This is a genomic window from Hydrogenothermus marinus (assembly GCF_003688665.1).
GTDB lineage: Bacteria > Aquificota > Aquificia > Aquificales > Hydrogenothermaceae > Hydrogenothermus > Hydrogenothermus marinus.
Genome location: NZ_REFO01000010.1, coordinates 139,277 through 159,403 on the forward strand (window position 1 = coordinate 139,277; position 20,127 = coordinate 159,403).

Annotated in this window: 18 protein-coding genes; 8 read left to right on the forward strand and 10 right to left on the reverse strand. The window is 27.1% G+C overall.

Features of this window, described 5'->3' with window-relative positions; all coding sequences use genetic code 11:
* Positions 1 to 1,737, forward strand: coding sequence for a GspE/PulE family protein (locus tag CLV39_RS01140; protein WP_121922396.1), 1,737 nt, complete (start codon positions 1 to 3; stop codon positions 1,735 to 1,737).
* Here the strand turns inward: CLV39_RS01140 and CLV39_RS01145 are convergent.
* Positions 1,734 to 2,552: a tetratricopeptide repeat protein gene (locus CLV39_RS01145; protein WP_121922397.1), complete on the reverse strand. Its 819-nt coding sequence runs from the start codon at positions 2,550 to 2,552 to the stop codon at positions 1,734 to 1,736. The two genes, CLV39_RS01140 and CLV39_RS01145, sit on opposite strands and share 4 nt — an antisense overlap.
* Before the next feature lie 187 nt (positions 2,553 to 2,739).
* Between CLV39_RS01145 and ileS the strand changes: the two genes are divergently transcribed.
* Positions 2,740 to 5,574, forward strand: coding sequence for an isoleucine--tRNA ligase (gene ileS / locus CLV39_RS01150; protein WP_121922398.1), 2,835 nt, complete (start codon positions 2,740 to 2,742; stop codon positions 5,572 to 5,574).
* 129 nt (positions 5,575 to 5,703) lie between these two features.
* Here ileS and CLV39_RS01155 read toward each other — a convergent pair whose 3' ends face one another.
* Positions 5,704 to 6,690, reverse strand: a complete 987-nt coding sequence (locus CLV39_RS01155) for an ABC transporter permease (RefSeq protein WP_121922399.1) — start codon at positions 6,688 to 6,690, stop codon at positions 5,704 to 5,706.
* Between the two features lie 74 nt (positions 6,691 to 6,764).
* Between CLV39_RS01155 and CLV39_RS01160 the strand changes: the two genes are divergently transcribed.
* Together CLV39_RS01160 and CLV39_RS01165 are read left to right on the forward strand one after the other, a co-directional pair.
* Positions 6,765 to 7,541, forward strand: coding sequence for a citryl-CoA lyase (locus CLV39_RS01160; RefSeq protein WP_121922400.1), 777 nt, complete (start codon positions 6,765 to 6,767; stop codon positions 7,539 to 7,541).
* Positions 7,522 to 9,516: a sensor histidine kinase gene (locus CLV39_RS01165; protein ID WP_121922401.1), complete on the forward strand. Its 1,995-nt coding sequence runs from the start codon at positions 7,522 to 7,524 to the stop codon at positions 9,514 to 9,516. Before CLV39_RS01160 ends, CLV39_RS01165 begins: the two co-directional genes overlap by 20 nt.
* 14 nt (positions 9,517 to 9,530) lie before the next feature.
* On the opposite strand, the gene gatB is transcribed toward CLV39_RS01165, so the two are convergent.
* A complete protein-coding gene (gatB, locus tag CLV39_RS01170) occupies positions 9,531 to 10,994 on the reverse strand; it encodes an Asp-tRNA(Asn)/Glu-tRNA(Gln) amidotransferase subunit GatB (protein ID WP_281271963.1) in 1,464 nt (487 codons plus the stop codon).
* Between the two features lie 82 nt (positions 10,995 to 11,076).
* Here gatB and CLV39_RS01175 point away from each other — a divergent pair, with 82 nt between their 5' ends.
* A complete protein-coding gene (locus tag CLV39_RS01175) occupies positions 11,077 to 11,991 on the forward strand; it encodes a glucosaminidase domain-containing protein (RefSeq protein WP_147435389.1) in 915 nt (304 codons plus the stop codon).
* Positions 11,900 to 12,949, forward strand: coding sequence for a polysaccharide deacetylase family protein (locus CLV39_RS01180; RefSeq protein ID WP_245960268.1), 1,050 nt, complete (start codon positions 11,900 to 11,902; stop codon positions 12,947 to 12,949). Before CLV39_RS01175 ends, CLV39_RS01180 begins: the two co-directional genes overlap by 92 nt.
* Here the strand turns inward: CLV39_RS01180 and truB are convergent.
* The 7 genes from truB to ygfZ all read right to left on the reverse strand — a co-directional run bounded on the left by truB (position 12,943) and on the right by ygfZ (position 18,164).
* Entirely contained in the window at positions 12,943 to 13,821 is an 879-nt protein-coding gene (truB, locus tag CLV39_RS01185) for a tRNA pseudouridine(55) synthase TruB (RefSeq protein ID WP_121922404.1), read from the reverse strand. The genes CLV39_RS01180 and truB overlap by 7 nt on opposite strands.
* A complete protein-coding gene (locus CLV39_RS01190; RefSeq protein ID WP_121922405.1) occupies positions 13,809 to 15,038 on the reverse strand; it encodes a bifunctional folylpolyglutamate synthase/dihydrofolate synthase in 1,230 nt (409 codons plus the stop codon). The genes truB and CLV39_RS01190 overlap by 13 nt, the downstream gene beginning before the upstream one ends.
* Positions 15,025 to 15,807 (reverse strand): prolipoprotein diacylglyceryl transferase, encoded by a 783-nt coding sequence (gene lgt, locus CLV39_RS01195; protein WP_121922406.1) that lies wholly within the window; start codon positions 15,805 to 15,807, stop codon positions 15,025 to 15,027. The genes CLV39_RS01190 and lgt overlap by 14 nt, the downstream gene beginning before the upstream one ends.
* 3 nt (positions 15,808 to 15,810) lie before the next feature.
* Positions 15,811 to 16,338 (reverse strand): peptide deformylase, encoded by a 528-nt coding sequence (gene def, locus CLV39_RS01200; RefSeq protein ID WP_121922407.1) that lies wholly within the window; start codon positions 16,336 to 16,338, stop codon positions 15,811 to 15,813.
* 96 nt (positions 16,339 to 16,434) lie between these two features.
* On the reverse strand, positions 16,435 to 16,881 hold the full coding sequence (locus CLV39_RS01205) for a MotE family protein (protein ID WP_121922408.1): 447 nt from the start codon (positions 16,879 to 16,881) through the stop codon (positions 16,435 to 16,437).
* Positions 16,850 to 17,260 (reverse strand): hypothetical protein, encoded by a 411-nt coding sequence (locus CLV39_RS01210; RefSeq protein ID WP_121922409.1) that lies wholly within the window; start codon positions 17,258 to 17,260, stop codon positions 16,850 to 16,852. Before CLV39_RS01210 ends, CLV39_RS01205 begins: the two co-directional genes overlap by 32 nt.
* Complete coding sequence (gene ygfZ / locus CLV39_RS01215) at positions 17,244 to 18,164, reverse strand: CAF17-like 4Fe-4S cluster assembly/insertion protein YgfZ (RefSeq protein ID WP_121922410.1); 921 nt, start codon at positions 18,162 to 18,164, stop codon at positions 17,244 to 17,246. Before ygfZ ends, CLV39_RS01210 begins: the two co-directional genes overlap by 17 nt.
* Before the next feature lie 106 nt (positions 18,165 to 18,270).
* Between ygfZ and CLV39_RS01220 the strand changes: the two genes are divergently transcribed.
* Complete coding sequence (locus CLV39_RS01220; RefSeq protein WP_121922411.1) at positions 18,271 to 19,260, forward strand: malate dehydrogenase; 990 nt, start codon at positions 18,271 to 18,273, stop codon at positions 19,258 to 19,260.
* A 10-nt stretch (positions 19,261 to 19,270) separates the two neighbouring features.
* Positions 19,271 to 20,119 carry a fumarate hydratase gene (locus tag CLV39_RS01225; RefSeq protein ID WP_121922412.1) on the forward strand — a complete coding sequence of 283 codons (849 nt, stop codon included), beginning with the start codon at positions 19,271 to 19,273 and terminating at the stop codon, positions 20,117 to 20,119.
* Positions 20,120 to 20,127 lie beyond the last annotated feature (8 nt).

Genomic DNA, 20,127 nt, shown 5'->3' on the forward strand with positions numbered 1-20,127 from the left:
ATGACAATCAGAATCAATAAAAGGCCAAGTGAGAAAAGCTTTGCAGAACTTATTATGGAAAGGCTTGGTCTTTCAAAAGAAGAGTTTAAACAAATTCAAGATGAAGCATTAAAAGAAAAAAAGAGTGTGCTAAATTTACTGATTGAAAAAGGGTATTTAGAAGAAGATATTGCAAAAATAAAAGCTGAATACTTTGGATTTAAATTTGATAAACTCACAAATTATAATCCTCCAGAATTTATAAAAGATTTATTTACTAAAGAATTTTTAAAAAATAGACTTGTATTACCTTTAGAATATGAGAATAATGTCTTAACTATTGCAATGTATGAACCTACAGATGTTTTGACAATAAATCAGATTGTAGAAACATTTAACAAATATGGTTATGAAGTAAAAGAGGTTAATATTATTGTTTCTACAAAATCTCAGATAGAAGAAAAGATAGATATTCTTTATGAAGAAGAAAGAAAGCTTGAAGAAATTTTGGATATTTTAAAAAAATCTTTTAAAGATTTTGAAACCCCTGTTGAAACATCTGAAGAAGAAAAAATATCAGAAAAAAGTTCTCCAATAATAATTTTAGCTCATAAAATTATAGAAGAAGCACATTTTAGAAAAGCAAGTGATATACATATTCAACCTTTTGAGAATAAAGTTGAAGTAAGATATAGAATAGATGGAGTTTTACATACTATACTTGAACTTCCTAAATATATTCATGAAGCTTTAGTTTCAAGATATAAAATAATGTCAAATCTAAAAATAGATGAGAAAAGATTACCTCAAGATGGAAGAATAAATTTTTTAAAATATAATCCATCTATTGACTTAGATTTAAGAGTTTCAACAGTTCCAACTGTATATGGTGAAGATATTGTGATGAGACTTCTTGAAAAAAAATCAGAGCTTTTAAATCTTGATAGACTTGGATTTACAGAAGAAAATTTAATAAAGTATAAAAATGCTATAAAAAAGCCTTATGGAATGATTTTACATACAGGGCCTACAGGCTCAGGAAAAACAACAACTCTTTATTCAGCACTGAAAGAAGTAGATAATCCTGGAGTAAAAATTGTTACTGTTGAAGATCCTGTTGAATATACCCTTGGTGGAAGTATTGTTCAAACCAGTATTAATTTAGCAGCAGGATATACATTTGCAAAAGCTTTAAAAGCATTTTTAAGACATGATCCAGATATAATACTTGTTGGAGAGATTAGAGATCTTGAAACAGCAAAAATAGCTGTAGAAGCATCTTTAACTGGGCATCTTGTTTTTTCTACACTTCATACAAATGATGCTGTTAGTACTGTAACTAGATTAACTGAAATGGGAATAGAAAGCTACCTTTTAGCAGACTCTCTTTTGATTATAGTTGCTCAAAGACTTGCAAAGAGAATATGTAATAACTGTAAAACAAAATATACCCCTTCTAAAAAAGAAATAATAATAATTGAAAATGCTGGATTTAAAACTGAAGATATAAATTACCTTTATAAAGGCAAAGGTTGTAAAGTTTGTAATTTTACAGGATATAAAGGTAGAATTGGGATTCATGAGGTATTAGAAATTTCAGATAAATTAAGAGATATGCTAATTGAAAATAAATCTACAGAAGAATTAAGAAAAGAAGCTATAAAAGAAGGAATGAAAACACTTCGCCAAGACGCTGTATTAAAAGCTATACAAGGTATCACAACTATAGAAGAAGTTGAAAGAATAACTATTGATTAGCTACTTTTTATTTTTTTCTCTAATTTTTTAAATTTTCTATATAAAAGTACCTTTTTTGCTAAATTTTTATAGCTTTCTAATGTATTTAAAGCTTTCTCTTTATCTCCTATTTCATAAAAAGAATCTGCTAAAAAGTAAGCAGTTTCAACAGTAGATTTTTCATCATTAATTTTTTGATAGATATTTAATGATTTTTCTAAATAAGGAATAACATTTTGAAAGTTATTTAATTTATAATGAACTATACCCAGATTATAATTGACTAATGCCAAATAATACGGTCTTATTTTTATCCTTTGCATATGTTCATAAGCTTTTTTAAAATTTTCTAATGCTTTTTTTAGATTTTTTTTATGAAAATAGACATTTCCTATATCTAAATAAGTAACGGCTATCATTCTTTTATTATCATTTTCTATTGATAATTTTAAAATATCATTGTACTGTTTTAAAGCTTCATCATATTTTTTTAGACGAATCATAATTTCAGCAAGAAGATTTTTTGCATAAGCCTTCCATCTGTAATTTGATTTATCTTTTGAATACTCTATAGCTTTATTTGCATATTTTATTGCTTTATCTAAATCTCCCATCTGGAAATATGCTATTCCTATGTAATAATAACCTTCTGCTATACCTTTAGGAACATTATGTTTTAAAGCATAATTTAATGTTTTTTTAGATTGTTCTAACATCATATAATAATTACCTTCTTCATAATACTGCCATGCTTTTAAAAGCATCTCATCAACTTTTTCTTTTGGATTTGCTATAGCAAAATTTATGATTAACAATATTAAAAATAAAAATCTCATTTTTTCCTCCAATCTAAAAATACAATGATTTATGAATTAATTATATATAAATATAGTTTAACATCAATGATTTAACTTTTATTAGTCTGTATTTTTTGGTAATAAAATCAAATCTGATTTCTGTTTTATCTCTAATTATTATAAAATAATAATTTATTTAAAAATTTTTTATTTATGGAGGTTTAATTTGGACTGGAAAGACACCCTTAATTTACCTACGACTGAATTTCCTATGAGAGGTAATTTACCAAATAGAGAACCTGAATTTTTATCATTATGGGATAAGTTAAATATTTATCAAAAACTTAGAGAAGAAAGAAAAAATGCAGATAAATATATATTACATGATGGACCTCCTTATGCAAATGGACATATACATATAGGACATGCATTAAATAAAATTTTAAAAGACATTCTTGTTAAATATGAAAGTATGCAAGGTAAAGATGCTCCATTTGTTCCTGGTTGGGATTGTCATGGTCTTCCAATAGAACAACAAGTTGAAAAAGAGTTAAAAAAACAGAAAAAAAGAAAAGAAGATATTCCAAAAACAGAGTTTAGAAAATTATGCAGAGAGTATGCATCAAAATTTGTAGAAATTCAAAAAGAAGAATTTAAAAGACTTGGAATTATTGCAAATTGGGAAAAACCATATCTTACAATGAGGCCTTCTTATCAAGCTCAAGAAATTAGAGAACTTGGAAGGGTATTTAATAAAGGTATTGCTTATAGAGGTAAAAAGCCTGTTTACTGGTGTATTTATGATAAAACTGCAGAAGCAGAAGCAGAAGTAGAATATGCAGAAAAAAAAGATCCATCAATCTATGTTGCTTTTAAGCTTGTAGAAAATCCTTTTGATATAGAAAAAGCTGTCTATGCTGTAATATGGACAACTACTCCATGGACTTTACCTGCAAACCTTGGAATTATGGTAAATCCTGAATTTGATTATGTATTTTTTGATATAGGTGATAAAGTTTATATTGTTGCAAAAGAACTTCTTGAAAGTTTTAAAGAAAAAACAGGATTAGAGGGAAATGTAATAAAAGAAAAAAAAGGAAAAGATTTAGAATTTTTAGAGTATGAACATCCATTTATTGATAGAGTTTCTAAAATATATCTTTCTGAATTTGTAGAACTTGGTACAGGTACAGGTCTTGTTCATATGGCTCCAGGACATGGTCAAGAAGACTATATTATTGGACAAAGATATGGAGTAGAAGCTTTTGCTCCTGTAGATGATGAGGGAAGATTTACTAAACAAGCTCCTGAATGGCTTTATGGATTAAGAGTTTTTGATGCAAATGAGAAGATAATAGAAAAACTTAAAGAAGTTGGTGCTTTACTTCATGTTGAATATATAAAACACTCATATCCTCATTGTTGGAGATGTAAAAATCCAGTGATATTTAGAGCAACTCCTCAATGGTTTATAGCAATAGATGCAGTTTTAGAAGGAGGAGATACTTTAAGAGGAAAAGCTTTAAAAGAGATAGAAAGAGTAAACTGGATACCTTCTTGGGGAGAAAATAGAATAAAATCAATGGTAGAAAATAGGCCTGATTGGTGTATATCTAGACAAAGAGTTTGGGGTGTACCAATTGCTGTCTTTTATTGTAAAGAATGTGATGCAATAGCTGATGATCCAGAAATTTTTGAGCATATAGCAAACTTAGTAGAAAATAATGAGTTTGGTGCTGATATATGGTTTGAAAAGGATGTAAAAGAGCTTTTACCTGAAGGATATAAATGTAAAAAATGTGGAAGTACAGAATTTAAAAAAGAAGAAGATATATTAGATGTTTGGTTTGATTCAGGAGTTTCTCATGCATCTGTTTTAAAAACAGGTTTTTGGGAAGAGTTAAGATGGCCTGCTGATATGTATTTAGAAGGTTCTGATCAACATAGAGGATGGTTCCAGTCCTCTCTATTAGAAAGTATAGCTTCTTACAATCGGGCTCCTTATGATAATGTTCTTACTCATGGATTTACCCTTGATGAGAAAGGAAGAAAAATGTCTAAATCCTTAAACAATGTAATTCCTCCTGAAAAGATAATAAAACAATATGGAGCAGATATATTAAGGTTATGGGTGGTTACTGAAGATTATACTGAAGATATAAAAATAGGGAATAATTTAATAAAAAGAGTTGCAGATGATTATAAAAAATTAAGAAATACATTTAGATATTTCTTAGGAAATTTATATGATTTTAATCCTTCTACCGATAAAGTTAAATATGAAGATTTATTAGAAATAGATAAATGGATATTATCAAAACTTCAAAAATTAATAGATTTATCCCATCAATATTATGGACAGTATACTTTTTATAAGATTTATCATACAGTAAAGCAGTTTGTAATTGTTGATTTATCAGCAATATATTTAGATATACTAAAAGATAGACTTTATGTTTATGCACCAAACTCTATAGAAAGAAGATCAGCTCAAACAGTTTTATGGGAGCTTTTAAATGCTCTTGTAAAAATACTTGCCCCAATTATATCCTTTACTGCAGAAGAAATATGGCAACATGTAAGAAAATTTGCTCCAGAAGTAAAAGAAAGTGTCCATCTTGAAATTATGCCAAAACCAAATGAGGAATATATAGATGAAAACTTAGAAGAGATTTACTTAAAATTATTAAAAGTAAGAGAGGATGTTTTAAAAGCTTTAGAAGATGCAAGACAAAAAGATGTAATAAGACATCCTTATGAAGCTAAAGTAATTATAAAACTTCCTGAAGAATATAAAAATCTAATTGAAAAAAGATTAGACTGGATAAAATTCTTTTTTACTGTTTCTCAAACAGAGTTATCAGAGGAACCTAAAGGAGATATAGTAATAGAAGGAGAAGTAGCTACAGTAGCTGTTCAGCAAGCAGAAGGAGAAAAATGCCCAAGATGTTGGATATATGATACTTCTGTTGGTAAAAATGGAATACCTGTTTGTGAAAGATGCTACTTACAACTTCAAAAAATGAACATTGATATTTCCCAAATAAAAGAAGAAAATTAAAAGGGTAGTCTATCTACCCTTTTTTAAAAAACTAAATCATATATAAAATATGGAGCTATATCTATTAAATATTGCCAAAAAGTAAAAATAAACTCTTTAATAATTTCCATTAGTATCCTCCGAGAAGCTTTACTTTAAAACGCCTTCTACTTCCCTTTGTCTTATTCTTGGATCTATTTTTGCAAGTAGTATATCAGCTATTAGGTTTCCTATAATGAGCATAATAGCCCCTATATAAAGGCCTCCCATTACAAGATATAAATCTTGAGATAGTACTGCATCAAGCATTAACATACCCATTCCTGGCCAGTTTACTATAATTTCTACTAATGCAGCCCCAGATAATAAACTTGCTATCTCAAAACCAAGTAGGGTAATAAATGGATTTAAAGAATTTTTTAAAGCATGCTTTAAAATTACCTGTTTTTCAGGAAGACCTTTTGCCCTTGCAAACATTACATACTCAGACTGAAGACTTTCAAGCATAGTACTTCTTACAAGCCTTACAAGACCGGCTAAAGAACCTATTGCAAGAACAAAAGCAGGAAGAGACACATGCCATAATCTATCTAATATTTTTCCCCATATAGACATCTGATCATAATCAGGGCTTGTAGCTCCCCCTGTAGGAAGTATTCCTGTTTTTACAGCTAAAAATAACATTAAAAACGCTAAAAAGAAATTTGGTATTGACATAAATGTAAATGAGAAAAGTTGTATAAATCTATCAATAATAGTATTTGGTTTAACTGCAGCAATTATTCCAAGAGGAATAGCTAAACTCCAAGCTAAAATTGCAGAGGTTATTGATAAAAAAAGAGTATTACCTACCCTTTCCTTAATTATTTCTATTACAGGAACATGATAGCTGAAAGAATATCCTAAATCAAATTTTAAAGCATTTAAAAGCCATTTAAAATACTGAACAATTAAAGGTTGATCTAATCCATAAGCTTGTTTTAATTTTTCTAATGTTTCTTGTGATATTTGAGGGTTCATTCTAAGTTTATCTAAATAATCACCAGGTGCAAGTTGTATGATAATAAAAGATAAAAAAGTAATTCCTATTAAAAGAGGAATCATCTGTAAAATTCTTTTTAATATATATAAAAACATTATTAACCTCAAAAAGTTGTGTAGATTTTTATTTTATAATAAAAACAAAATCCTTTAAAAAAGGAGATATATAAATGAGTGAAAAAATGTGGAAAACAAGAATAAGTACCCATATTGATAAAAAAGCTTATGTTAGAGGATATGAGCTTGAAGAACTTATTGGAAATTTAACATTTACAGAAGCTATATATTTAGTTTTAAAAGGTGAACTTCCTACAGAAAAAGAAAAAAAGATGCTTGATATAATATTTGTCTCTATAATTGAACATTCTATAGCACCACCTTCAGTTCTTGCTGCAAGATCAGTAATAAGTGGTGGAAACTCTTTACATGTTGGTGTTGGAGCAGGAGTTCTTGCTTTTGGTGAAGCTCATGGAGGAGCTTTAGAAGATGCAATGAAATTTTTCCAAGAAAATGTAAATAAAAATCCTGAAGAAGTTGTTAAAGAATATCTTACAAATAAAAAAAGAATTGCAGGTTTTGGGCATAAATTTTTTAAAGATTTTGATCCAAGAACTAAAAAAATTTTAGAATATGCAAAAAAACTTGATTTTTATGGAAAATATGTCAAATTTGCTATAAAAGTTGAAAAAGCTATTGAAAAAATAAAAGGTAAAAAATTAGTTATGAATGTAGATGGAGCTATAGCATCAGTAGTTTCTGAAATGGGATTTGATTGGAGACTTGGTAAAGGATTTTTTATTATAGGAAGAATTCCGGGACTTGTAGCCCATGCTTATGAAGAACTTGTTTATGAAAAACCCTTTTCTAAAAGATTAAATGAAGATGAAGAGGTTGAATACTTAGGAGTTAAACCAAGAAAATTACCTGATGAATATAAAAATAGATAAAAATTATAAAGAGCTTGAGAGAAGAAGAAGAAATATAATAATAGCATCTATTGTTTTAACTGTATTTTTTGTTGGAAATTTATTTATTTTTAAAGAAATATCTAGAGCTTCTCAATTTTTTAATCCATATTTATTTTTGATAATAATCAATATAGATGTTGTTTTTTTCCTTGTTATTTTAGCAATATCTTTAAGACATTTAATAAAACTATTTTTTGAAAATAAAGAAAAAAGAGGAAAGCTCAGAATAAAGCTTTCTATAATTTTAATATCAATGATTTTTATTCCTGCAATTACAATTTCTACAGTATCAATAACTCTTATATCTGATGCTACAAACTTTTGGTTTAGTGGAAAAGTTGAAAAAGCTTTACAAGGTGCAAAAGATGTAGTAAATCAAGTGATAAAAAATGAAAAACAAAAATTAGAACTTGCAGGTAATTTATTAAAGCTAAAAGAAACAAATCCATACAATATTAAAAAAATTTTCAATTTAAAAGCAATAACATTTACAAATAAAAAAGGAATACCAGACAAAATATATGGAAAACCACTTAGTTTTAAAAATTTAGATTTAAACAAAGAATTTGTTCAGATAGGAAATTATTTTAGATATATAACAAAAACAAAAGATGGCAGATATATTATATTAGATGAGAAAATTCCTGAATTTTTAATTAATAAAGAAGAAGAATTAAGAGAAATTTCCTCTGTATTTAATCAGTTTAGACATTATAAAAAACCTATAAGAGTAAGTTATATAGTCACAATTCTTACAATTACAATGTTTGTGATTGGTGGTGCCATCTGGTTTGGACAATACATAGTTAGAAATTTAACATATCCTCTTGAAAAACTTGTAGAGGCGTCCAAAAAGCTTGCATCTGGAAATTTAAATGTTAAGGTGAATGTTAAATCTTCTGATGAAATAGGAATATTAATAGAAGAGTTTAATCATATGGTTAAAGAATTAAAATCTCTTTATATTGCTTTAGAAAAAAGTAATAGAGAACTAAAGTTTAATAAGGAATATTTAGAAGCTATACTTGAAAATGCAAGAACAGGGGTTGTCTATACAGATAGAAATGGAAATATTATAAAAATAAATAAAGCAGCAGAAAAATTACTAAATATAAAAAAAGACCAGATTATTGGAAAACCTATAAATGAACTTTTAGATATTCTTAATGTAGATAAAAATAATTTATACAAAGAAAATACAATTGAGATAAATGGAAAGATTGTAATCATAAAAGCTACTAAACTTTTCAAAAAAGGAACTTTATTAGTATTAGATGATATTACAGATGTTTTAATAGCAGAAAAGGCAAAAAGTTGGAGAGAGATAGCCCAAAGAATTGCCCATGAAATAAAGAATCCATTAACACCTATAAAACTTGCGGCAGAAAGGATAGAAAGACAGTTTAAAAAGAAAAATGAAAATTTTGAAAAGATATTAGAAAAATCTGTAAATGTTATATATACTGAAGTAGACCATCTTTCAAAATTAGTTAAAGATTTTAGGCAGCTTGCTACAAATGAAAAAATAAAACAAGAAGAGATTAATCTAAAACAGCTTTTAAATGAAATTAAAAATAGTTATTCTACAGATAAATTTAAAGTAAATATAGAAATCCCTGATAATTTATACATAAAAGGAGATAAAAAACTTTTAAGACAGGCTTTTTCAAATATTATCCAAAATAGTTATGAAAAACTAATTGATGGAGGAGAGGTTAAAATATCTGCAAAAGAAAAAAATAAAAAAATTATTATAACTATAAAAGATAATGGAGAAGGAATTCCAAAAGAAGAAATAGACAAAATATTTATTCCTTATTACTCTAAAAAAGCAAAAGGTAGTGGACTTGGCCTTACAATTACAAAAGATATTATAGAAAGACATCAAGGAAAAATAGCAGCCATCTCATCTGAAGATGGAGCTATTTTTGAGATTATACTACCAAAAGCTTAATTATTTTCTTTATTTTAACTATTTAAAAACTCATTTAGTATTTTATTTACTATCTTAGGATTTGCTTTTCCTTTAGTAGCTTTCATAACCTGTCCAACAAAGAAACCCATTAGTTTTTGATTTCCTGCTTTATATTTTTCAACTTCTGCTGGATGTTTAGCTACTATATCTTCTACAATTTTTCTTATTTCTCCTTCATCTGATACCTGTTTCAATCCTTTTTCTTCTACTATCTGATTTGGAGATTTTTGAGTTTTAAATACCTCATCAAAAACTTGTTTAGCTATTTTTGTAGAAATAGTTCCTTCGTCTATTAAAGATACCAATTCTGCTATATGTTCTGGTTTTACTGGACTTTCTGATATATCTATACCTTCTTCATTTAATCTTCCAAGGAGTTCATTTATTACCCAATTTGCTATTGCTTTTGGATTTTTATTATAAGATTTTACTGCTTTTTCAAAGAATAATGCTCTATCTTTATCTGCTACTAATACATCAGCATCATATTCTGTAAGTTTATAATCTTTTACATATCTTTCGAATTTTTCATCGGGAAGTTCTGGAATTGTCTCTTTTATTTTTTCTATCTGTTCTTTAGTAAGTCTTACAGGTATTAAATCAGGGTCTGGGAAATATCTATAATCATGAGCTTCTTCTTTTGTTCTCATTGTATAAGTTTTTCCTGCTGAAGGGTCAAAAAGTCTAGTTTCTTGTATTATTTCTCCACCTTTTCGTAGTATTTTTGCTTGTCTTTCTATTTCATACTCTATAGCCCTTTGGACAAATCTAAATGAGTTTAAATTTTTTATTTCAACTTTTGTTCCAAGTTTATCACTTCCTTTTGGTTTTAAGGAAATATTAACATCACATCTAAGCTGTCCTTTTTCCATATCTGCATCAGATACACCTATATATCTCATTATATTTCTAAGTTTTTCAAGATAAAGTCTTGCACCAACTGCAGAATCAATATCTGGCTCTGTTACTATCTCCATTAATGGAGTTCCAGCTCTATTTAAATCAACATAAGATTTATTACCTTCATGTATTGTCTTCCCTGCATCTTCTTCCATATGAAGTCTATGAATTCTTACTCTTTTAGTTTTTCCATCTTCTTTTATATCTATAAAACCGTTTGTAGCAAGAGGTTTATCATATTGAGATATTTGATAACCTTTTGGAAGATCTGGATAAAAGTAATTTTTTCTTGCAAACACAGAAAGCTCATGAACCTCACAGTTTAAAGCAAGAGCTGCTTTAATTGCATATTCTAAAGCCTTTTCATTTAAAACAGGAAGACTTCCTGGTAAAGCAAGACATACTGGACATACATTGGTATTTGGTTCCCCGCCAAACTCTAATTTACAAGAACAAAAACATTTTGTATTTGTGGCCATCTGTACATGAGTTTCAAGACCTATTACAACATCAAACTCCATTTTTACCTCTTTTACTTTTTTAAAGTAAAGTTTTATTCTTTTACTTAAAGGATTTTAACATAACTAAAGGAAAAATTTGAAGGCCTTAAAGAAAATTGTATATATTATAATATTGTTAATGAAGAGAAAAATAAATTTATATAAAGAAAATATAAATAAGTGGGAAATAATTTTTCCCTTAATTATTATATTCATCTCATTTTACATAATTACTATGCCTTTTTCTCCTTTTGTGGAAACAGAAATATTTGTTAAACAACAAAAGCCATTTAAAGAAAGCTTTACAAAAATTCCAGAAAAAGAATTAATAATAATATATAAAGTCATTAATAATCCTATGGATATAACAGATATAGATTGCAAAGCAGTTTTACCTATTGTTTACAAAAATATAGTTTCTTTAAAAGACTTACCTGTTAAAGAAAGAAAAAAGAAGTTTATAGCTTTAATACTACCTTCAATTTTAATTGCAAATTATGAAATACAAAAAGTAAGAGAAAAATTAAAAAAAATTCAAGAAAAACTTGACAATAATGAAGAATTAACATATAAAGAAAAGGAATTTTTAGAAAGTTTACTTGAGAAATATAAAGCTAAAAGTATTCCAGAGCTTTTAGAGAAAATAAATACTCATAAACCAAGCTTAATCATAGCTCAAGCTGCAATAGAAAGTGGTTGGGGAACTTCTCGTTTTGCAGTAAAAGCAAATAATTTGTTTGGAACTTGGACTTTTAATAAGAAGTATGCATATAAAATAAAAGCTAAAAAAAGTAATGTATATTTAAAAAGATATAATAGTGTATTAGATGCTATAAGAGATTATTATTATAATGTTAGCGTAAGTTGGGCTTATGAAAAATTTAGAAAGGTTAGATTAAAAACAAAAGATTCTTTAAAACTTGCTAACTATTTAGATAAATACTCAATCTTGAGGGAAAAATATGTTAAGAGAATTAAAACAGTTATTAAACATAATAATCTTCAGCAGTATGATAATTGTAAGCTTAAGTTTACCTACACAGGCACAAAATAAATATGCAGTAATACTTATTTATCATAAATTTGATAATCCTAAATATCCTTCAACTTCTATTCCTATAAAAGATTTTGAAGCTCAAATGAGATATTTAAAGGAAAATAATTATAATGTTGTTTCCTTAGATAAAATAATAGATTATATAAAAAATGGATATATACCACCTAAAACAGTTTCCATAACAATTGATGATGGCTATAAATCTACAATGAAGGCTTTTAAAATATTAAAAAAATATAATTTTCCATTTACTTTATTTTTATATATGGAAGCAATAGGAAGATATCCTGACTTTTTAAGTTATAATCAAATAAATCAGTTAAAAAAATATAGAAAAATAACCTTTGGAAATCATTCTTATACTCATTTCCATTTTCCTAAGGTAAAAAAAGGTTTTGATAAAAATCAGTTTATTGAAAAATTTAGAGAAGATACTTTAAAGGCAGAAAAAAGCTTTATAAAAATTATAGGATATAAACCTAAATATTATGCTTATCCTTACGGTGAATATAATGAATTAATGGTTAAGGTCTTAAAAGATTTAGGTTATAAAGCAGCTTTTACTCAAGATCCTTCAAGTGTTTACACAAAAAATAATCTATATATAATTCCAAGACAGCCTATAGTTGGACATTGGGGAACTTTAAAACATTTTAAAAAGATACTAAATATAGAACCTTTACCTGTTATTGATTCTAAGCCTAGCTTTGGTAATTTAAAGAAAAATCCTCCAGATAAGATTATGGCAAAGATAAAAAATTTACAAGATTATAAAAACTGTGGAATATATATCTCAGAACTTGGTTGGATAAAAGCAAAAAGAAATAAAGATACCATTTATGTAGAAAATATTCCAAAACTAAAAAGATGGAAAAACAGAATAGGATTTACTTGCTTTGATAAAAAAACAAAAAAATCAGCAAGTTTTTTTTATATGGTTATAAATCCTCAATGAAAAACTTTTTTAGGATGTAGGATATTATCTTTTATAAATCCAATACCTAAGAATTTATTATCCTTAGAAAAAACTTTAACTTTTCCTTCTAAATTAGAAGGAATTTTAAATCTTTGGCCATTTAAAAATCTTTTGTCAAAACCTTCGTCTAAAATTATTTTTTCTAAAAATGGCAGTGAATCTTCTATAGGTATTAAATTTTTTTCTATTTTTTCTTTGTCAAAAGAAAGAAACTCTTCTAAAGATATTGCATTTTCTACTGAAAAACTATCTATTTTAGTTCTTCTCAACTCTTTAACATAAGCACCACAGCATGTTTCATCTCCTATCTCTTTAATTAAACTTCTTATATATGTTCCTGAGCTACAATCTATCTTTATTTTAAAAAAAGGAATATTTATACCTAAAATATCTATTTTATAAATACTTACTTTTTTTGGTTTTAATTCAATCTCTATTCCTTTTTTGGCTAATTGGTATGCCCTTTTGCCATTTATTCTTTTTGCAGAAAAAGGTGGTGGATATTGAAAATATGTTTTTTCAAAGGATTTTATTATCTGTTTTAACTTTTCTTTATCTATATTACACTTTTTTTCTTCAATAATTTTTCCATTTATATCATATGTATCTGTTATTTTTCCAAGTTCTCCAGTTGCTATATATTGTTTATCAAGTCCTTGAAACTCTTCAGTAAGTCTTGTTGCTTTTCCAATAGTTAATATCATTAATCCTGTAGCAAAAAAATCAAGGGTGCCTGTATGTCCTATTTTTATATTTTGCTGGTAAATATCTTTTAGATGTTTTCTTACTTTTTGAACTAACCTATTGGAAGTAATACCTGCAGGTTTATCTATTAATATTATACCGTCCATATATCCTCCTGTTTCAAAACTTCTCCTACTAAGTATAATGAACCTGTAATAAATAATAGTTCATTTTGTTTTAAATTTTTCTTAATAGTCTTTATTGCGTCTGGAATGTTTTCAATAAAATTATATACTTTTGGAATAAAGTCTTTATCTATGCTTCTTGATACAGGAATTTTTGTGAAGTAAATATTTTCAGAATTTTCTTTTAGTATGTTAAAAATAGTTTTAAAATCTTTATCTTTCATTCCTGAATATAAAGTAATAATTTTTTTGTCTGGAAAAAGTCTTTTTATTTCTTTAAAACTTTTTGTTAATGCATCTTCATTATGGGCTCCATCTAAAATAATTAAAGGATTTTTTGATAGAATCTGAAGTCTTCCAATCCATTTTGTAAAAGATATTGATTTTTTTAGTAGCTCTTTATCTATCTGAATATTATTATTTTGAGCAAATATTATAAATGAAGTGATTGCAGTAGCTGCATTTTCAAACTGAAAATTTCCAATTAAAGAAGGTTTTATATTTTCTATTTTTATATTTTGAAATTGATAATCAAAACTAGTATTACCTTTTGGAAAAACTTTAAAATCTATATCTTTTACATAATACCTTTTTATATTTCTTTTTTTTAACCAGTTTATAATCTCTTTTTGGTTTCTTCCAATAATAGCAGGTTTGTTTTCTCTTGTTATTCCTGTTTTTTCAAAAGCAATTTTATCAAGAGTATCTCCAAGCATATGCATATGATCAAAAGAAACATTTGTAATTATTGAAACTTCTGGTTCAACTACATTTGTAGAATCCCATCTTCCACCAAGACCAACTTCTAATATTGCAATATCAACTTTTTCATCTGAAAAGTATTTAAAAGCAAACAGTGTTGATGCTTCAAAATAGGTTAAATTGTACTTTTTTATAACTTGCTTTAACTGTTTTATATAATTTTCAAGTTTATAATCAGGTATATTTTTTCTATTTATCTGCCATCTTTCATTTTCTTCTATAAGATGCGGTGAAGTAAATAGCCCTGTTTTAAAACCATAATTTCTAAATATACTTTCTAGGAATGCAGATGTAGAACCTTTCCCATTTGTTCCTGCTACAAGAATAGATTTAAAATTTTGATGTGGATTTTTTATATCATTTAATGCTTTTTTTATTCTTTCAAGGCCCGGCTCTATATTAAAAACCTTTTTTTCAAAAAGCTTATACAGTTTCAATTTGTCTTTTACTTCTTATTATTAAAATTATAATTCCTGCTAGAACCATTCCAAGAGTTATTATCTGATTCCATGTTAGATTAATATATGGAACTGGTGGTGTAACGCCTCTCCAAAATTCTAAAAGAAATCTTTCAAATCCATAAAATATTAAATAAAGTGCAAAAATCTGTCCATCAAATTTTTTATTTCTATAAAATAAAAACAATATTCCAAATATGATAAAATTTCCTATAGCTTCTGCAGGTTGAGTTGGATATAAAGCTATACCTGGTGGTGCTACTGTATCAGGATGATTAGGAAATTTTATAGCTAAATCTTTAAAAATCGAATCATCAGGAACAGGTTTACCATAACAACAACCTGCACATGTACATCCTAATCTTCCAAAAGCATGTCCTATTATTATAGAAATTCCTGCTATATCACCTGCTTTCCATATAGGTATGTTATATTTTTTTATAAAAATTAAAGCAGTTATAATACCTCCTATAAATCCACCGAACCAGTCTATACCACCTTTCCAAATAGCAATATAATCTAAAAAAGATTTCATCTGGTCATGATGCTCAATTACATAAGCAATTCTTGCTCCTATTAATCCACCAATAACTGCAAATATAATAATATTTTCAACCTTTTTTGTATCTAAATTTTCTCTTTTTGCAAAATAAATAGCAGTAATATAAGAAGCTATTAATCCAAGAGCAACAAGAACTCCATATGTATGAACTGTAAAATCACCTATTTTTATTAAATCAGGAAACATATATTAAGCCTTTGCTAACTGTTTTTTCTGTTTCATATATTTTTCAAGAACAAGTCTTCTTTTTACAGGTGATAAATGATTTATGAAAGGAATTCCATTAATATGGTCTATTTCATGTTGTAAAACAATAGCAAGAAAATCATCTGTATCTATCTCTATATCTTCTCCTTTCTCATTTTTTGCAATTACTTTTACTCTTTTAGCTCTTGGAATTGTTATATTTATTCCAGGAAAGCTTAAACAACCTTCTGTAGATTCTACTTCTCCTTCTTTTTCTACTATTTTAGGATTTATTAAAACAAGTTTTACCCCTTCTTCTCCTTGCTCTTCATATTTTTTTGTGTTTGTATCAATAACAATTATCTGATATGGAATACCTATCTGATTTGCTGCAAGGCCTATTCCTTCAAGCTCATACATTTTTTCAAACATAACATCTATATATTCTTTAAGCCTTTCATCAAAAAAATCAACCTCTTTCATTTTTTGTTTTAATATCTTATCTGGCCAAGTTCTTATTTTATAGTTCATTTTTTTCACCTTAAATCAAATAATTTATTTAAATTATATGCTATTTTGTCAGATAATAAACCATTTTGTCAAATTTTTTTTTATATCTTGGATAGTTTATTTAGCGTTTTTCTTTATATCTGTAAGAATTTTTGTTATCTGATTTACCATATCTGGAGATACATAATTTAAAACTTCTCCTGCAGATCTTTCTTTCATATTAAAAATTATATAAGCGGCCTTTTTAGGATCTTCCATATTTGATATTTTCTGACCTGCAAGCTCAGGCTCCATTTTTTCAAAAACTTTTGCAAGTTTTTTATATCTTTCATCTTCTACTTCTTTTACATATTTTTCAAACTCTTTTCTTTCTTTCTCTAATTTAGACTTTTCTTCTTCTATTTTTTTTAAAATTTCTTCATTTCTTTTGATTAAATTTTGAACTTCAGTTCTTAATTTTTCTAATTTTTTTATCTCTTTATCTATTTCTTTTTTTTCAGGTTGACTATAAGAAACCCCAAATATAAAAATATTAATAAATAAACTTACGATTAAAAATCTCATCAGTAAGTTGAACTTGTTTTTGTAGCTCTTTTCTTTGTTTTTGTTTTTTAATCTTGTCAGAATATTTCTCAATTGCTTTTTTCTCTCCAAGGATATATTTCATCTCATCTTTTATTTTATCAATCTTTTCCTTTAAATTTTCTATTTTATTTAGATTCTTTTTTTTCTCTTTAAGTAAAGATTGTATATAATTATCTAAAGCCAATAATTCAATTACATTATTATATTTAGTTTTATCTATGCTTTTAATATACTTTTCTATTTCCTTATTTCTATTTTCGTAAAATGCTATTTCTTCATTTAATAAAAAAATCTCTTTTTGTAATACCTTTAACTGATTTTCTTTTGCTTTTTTTACCTTATCAATTATTTTTTCCATTTAAATTACACTCTTCCACTAGTTTTATTTTATTTCCATTTTCTGTTTTAAACTCTTTTTCGGAAAGTTTTGCTTTTAAAATATATCCTAATGCTACATTTTCTAAAGGTGAAATGGAAGTTATTTCTCCAACTTTTTTATCTTCTATAAATATCTTTTCTCCTTCTTTTAAATTTCCTTCAAAAGTAAATTTTGCAGTTGTTCTTGGTGGATTTCCTCTATAATGGACCCTTGCAACAACTTCTTGTCCTATATAACAGCCTTTAGTTAAACTTACTGCATATGGGAAAATAGGACTTTCATTTGGCAAATATCCTTCTTTAAGTTCTTTCTTTATCTTTGGTATGCAGTTCTTGATTCTCTCGTTTTCAAACTCTTCATTTGATATTTTATCTTTTTCATCTAAAAGATTTAATACTTGTTCTATATTCCCAAAAACATCAAATCCTATATTACCTGTTCTTAAAAAGTTTTTAGCTATTATAAGTCCATCTAAAAGTTTAAACTGAAAGTTTTGTAAGCTTATATCAAAATTTTTCTTTATAAACTCTTCAGAATCTTTACCAAAAATATGAATATGCTTATAGTTTGGTGTTAAATCTTCAAAAAACACCTGCATAGAAAGTTTTAGTTTATTAAACTCTTCAATAATTTCAGATGCTTTTCCTTCAGTGTCTAAAATAAAAAAATCTCCAAGATTAAACACAAAAAAGTCTTGCGTAGGATAACCTTTTCCATTAAGTCTTAAATTATAATTAAAAAACCCTTCTTTTAATCCATTTATATCATTTGTTAAAAGATTGTGTAAAAAGGCTTTATGTTCTTCAGCTATTCCTTTTATTACAAGTTTGCTTTTTTTACCATAAACTTTTATTTTATACCTATCTAAAATTATCCACTTCATTTTCATCTCCATTAAAATCAAACAGTGTTTGACAAATTTTTTTATTAATTATAGACTAATTTATTGTATATAAAGTATGATTTAAAACAAATTACGGAGGATTCTTATGTCTAAACCTATAGTATCTGTTGTTGGAGCAGGAAATGTAGGGGAACATGTGGCAAATATCCTTGCTATAAATGGTATAGCAGATGTAAGAATGTTTGACCTTGCAAGAAAAACAGAAAATAAAGTTTTTGAAGTAGTAAAAGGAAAGGCATTAGATATAAAACAGATGGCTATTTCTCTTGGAAAAGATGTAAATGTTGAAGGTTTTACTGTAACTCCTGAAGGTGAAGGATATGAAGCTTTAGAAGGTTCTGATATTATAGTTGTTACTGCTGGTTTTCCAAGAAGACCTGGAATGAGTAGAGATGATCTTTTATCTAAAAATGTTGGAATTATAAAAGTAATATCAGAAAGAATTAAACAGTATGCTCCAAATTCAATAGTAATTGTAGTATCAAATCCTGTAGATGTTATGACTTATGCAGCTTTTAAACTTACTGGATTTGAAAAAAATAGAGTTTTAGGAATGGCAGGTGTTTTAGATACTGCAAGATTTAAAACATTCTTAGCAGAAGAACTAAATGTTTCTGTTAAAAGTATAAATGCTTATGTTTTAGGTGGCCATGGCGATGATATGGTACCTGTTTTAACAGCATCAAATGTGGCAGGAATTCCTTTAACTGATTTAATAGAACAAGATAGATTAAATGAGATAGTAGAAAGAACAAAATTTGGTGGTGGAGAAATTGTTAACTTAATGGGTACATCTGCATATCATGCTCCAGGTTCATCTGCTGCTTATATGGTAGAGGCTATATTAAAGGATAGAAAAGAAATAATGCCTTGTTCTGTATATCTTGAAGACGATGATGCGAAATATTATGAAGCAGATGATATTTATATAGGAGTGCCAGCAAAACTTGGTAAAAATGGAGTAGAATCTATAGAAAAAATACCTTTAAGTGAAGAAGAAAGAGAGAACTGGAAAAAATCTGTAGAATCTGTAAAAGCTGGCATTAATAGAATAAAAGAATTAAATTTAATTTAAGGGTGTAAAAATGGTTAGAGAAATACATGCAAATGAGATTAAAGAAATAGTTAAAAGCTTAGTAATAGATGCAGAATATTTTCTTCCTTCTGATTTTTTAACTGCAATAGAAAAATCTATTGAAAAAGAAGAATCAGAAATGGGAAAAGAGATATTAAAAACAATCCTTGATAATGCAAAAGTAGCTGCAGACGAAGAAGTTGCTTATTGTCAGGATACAGGATATCCAGTATTTTTTGTAGATATTGGCCAAGATGTTCATATAGTAGGTGGAAATATTACAGATGCTATTAATGAAGCAGTTAGAGAAGCTACAAAAGAAGGATATTTAAGAGCATCTTTAGCTTATGATCCTATAATAGATAGAAAAAATACAGGAGATAATACTCCAGCTTTAATTTATTACAATATTGTTCCTGGAGACAAAATTAAAATAAAATTTGCTGCAAAAGGTGGTGGATCAGAAAATCAAAGTAAACAGAAGATGTTAAAGCCATCTGATGGTTGGGAAGGTGTAAAAGAATTTATTTTATGTGCAGTTGCAAATGCAGGACCAAATGCATGTCCTCCTTTTACAGTTGGAGTTGGAATAGGAGGTACTTTTGATTATTCAGCAGTTCTTGCAAAAAAAGCATTGTTTAGACATATAGGTGAAAGACATCCAGATCCAAGGATTGCTAAATTAGAAGAAGAATTAATAGAAGAGGCTAATAAACTTGGTGTAGGACCCTTAGGATTTGGTGGTTCAACTACTGCAGTTGATGTAAAAATAGAAGTAGCACCTGTACATATAGCTTCTTTACCTGTTGCTGTAAATATTCAATGCCATGCAGCAAGACATAAAGAAATAGAAATATAAAAAGAGGA

What these genes read in the sequence shown, in the direction of transcription:
- CLV39_RS01140 (WP_121922396.1), top strand. Translation starts at nt 1, where the DNA reads ATGACAATCAGAATCAATAAAAGGCCAAGTGAGAAAAGCTTTGCAGAA.
- CLV39_RS01145 (WP_121922397.1), bottom strand. Translation starts at nt 2,552, where the DNA reads ATGAGATTTTTATTTTTAATATTGTTAATCATAAATTTTGCTATAGCA.
- CLV39_RS01155 (WP_121922399.1), bottom strand. Translation starts at nt 6,690, where the DNA reads ATGTTTTTATATATATTAAAAAGAATTTTACAGATGATTCCTCTTTTA.
- CLV39_RS01160 (WP_121922400.1), top strand. Translation starts at nt 6,765, where the DNA reads ATGAGTGAAAAAATGTGGAAAACAAGAATAAGTACCCATATTGATAAA.
- CLV39_RS01165 (WP_121922401.1), top strand. Translation starts at nt 7,522, where the DNA reads ATGAATATAAAAATAGATAAAAATTATAAAGAGCTTGAGAGAAGAAGA.
- CLV39_RS01175 (WP_147435389.1), top strand. Translation starts at nt 11,077, where the DNA reads ATGAAGAGAAAAATAAATTTATATAAAGAAAATATAAATAAGTGGGAA.
- CLV39_RS01180 (WP_245960268.1), top strand. Translation starts at nt 11,900, where the DNA reads ATGTTAAGAGAATTAAAACAGTTATTAAACATAATAATCTTCAGCAGT.
- truB (WP_121922404.1), bottom strand. Translation starts at nt 13,821, where the DNA reads ATGGACGGTATAATATTAATAGATAAACCTGCAGGTATTACTTCCAAT.
- lgt (WP_121922406.1), bottom strand. Translation starts at nt 15,807, where the DNA reads ATGTTTCCTGATTTAATAAAAATAGGTGATTTTACAGTTCATACATAT.
- def (WP_121922407.1), bottom strand. Translation starts at nt 16,338, where the DNA reads ATGAACTATAAAATAAGAACTTGGCCAGATAAGATATTAAAACAAAAA.
- CLV39_RS01205 (WP_121922408.1), bottom strand. Translation starts at nt 16,881, where the DNA reads ATGAGATTTTTAATCGTAAGTTTATTTATTAATATTTTTATATTTGGG.
- CLV39_RS01210 (WP_121922409.1), bottom strand. Translation starts at nt 17,260, where the DNA reads ATGGAAAAAATAATTGATAAGGTAAAAAAAGCAAAAGAAAATCAGTTA.
- ygfZ (WP_121922410.1), bottom strand. Translation starts at nt 18,164, where the DNA reads ATGAAGTGGATAATTTTAGATAGGTATAAAATAAAAGTTTATGGTAAA.
- CLV39_RS01220 (WP_121922411.1), top strand. Translation starts at nt 18,271, where the DNA reads ATGTCTAAACCTATAGTATCTGTTGTTGGAGCAGGAAATGTAGGGGAA.
- CLV39_RS01225 (WP_121922412.1), top strand. Translation starts at nt 19,271, where the DNA reads ATGGTTAGAGAAATACATGCAAATGAGATTAAAGAAATAGTTAAAAGC.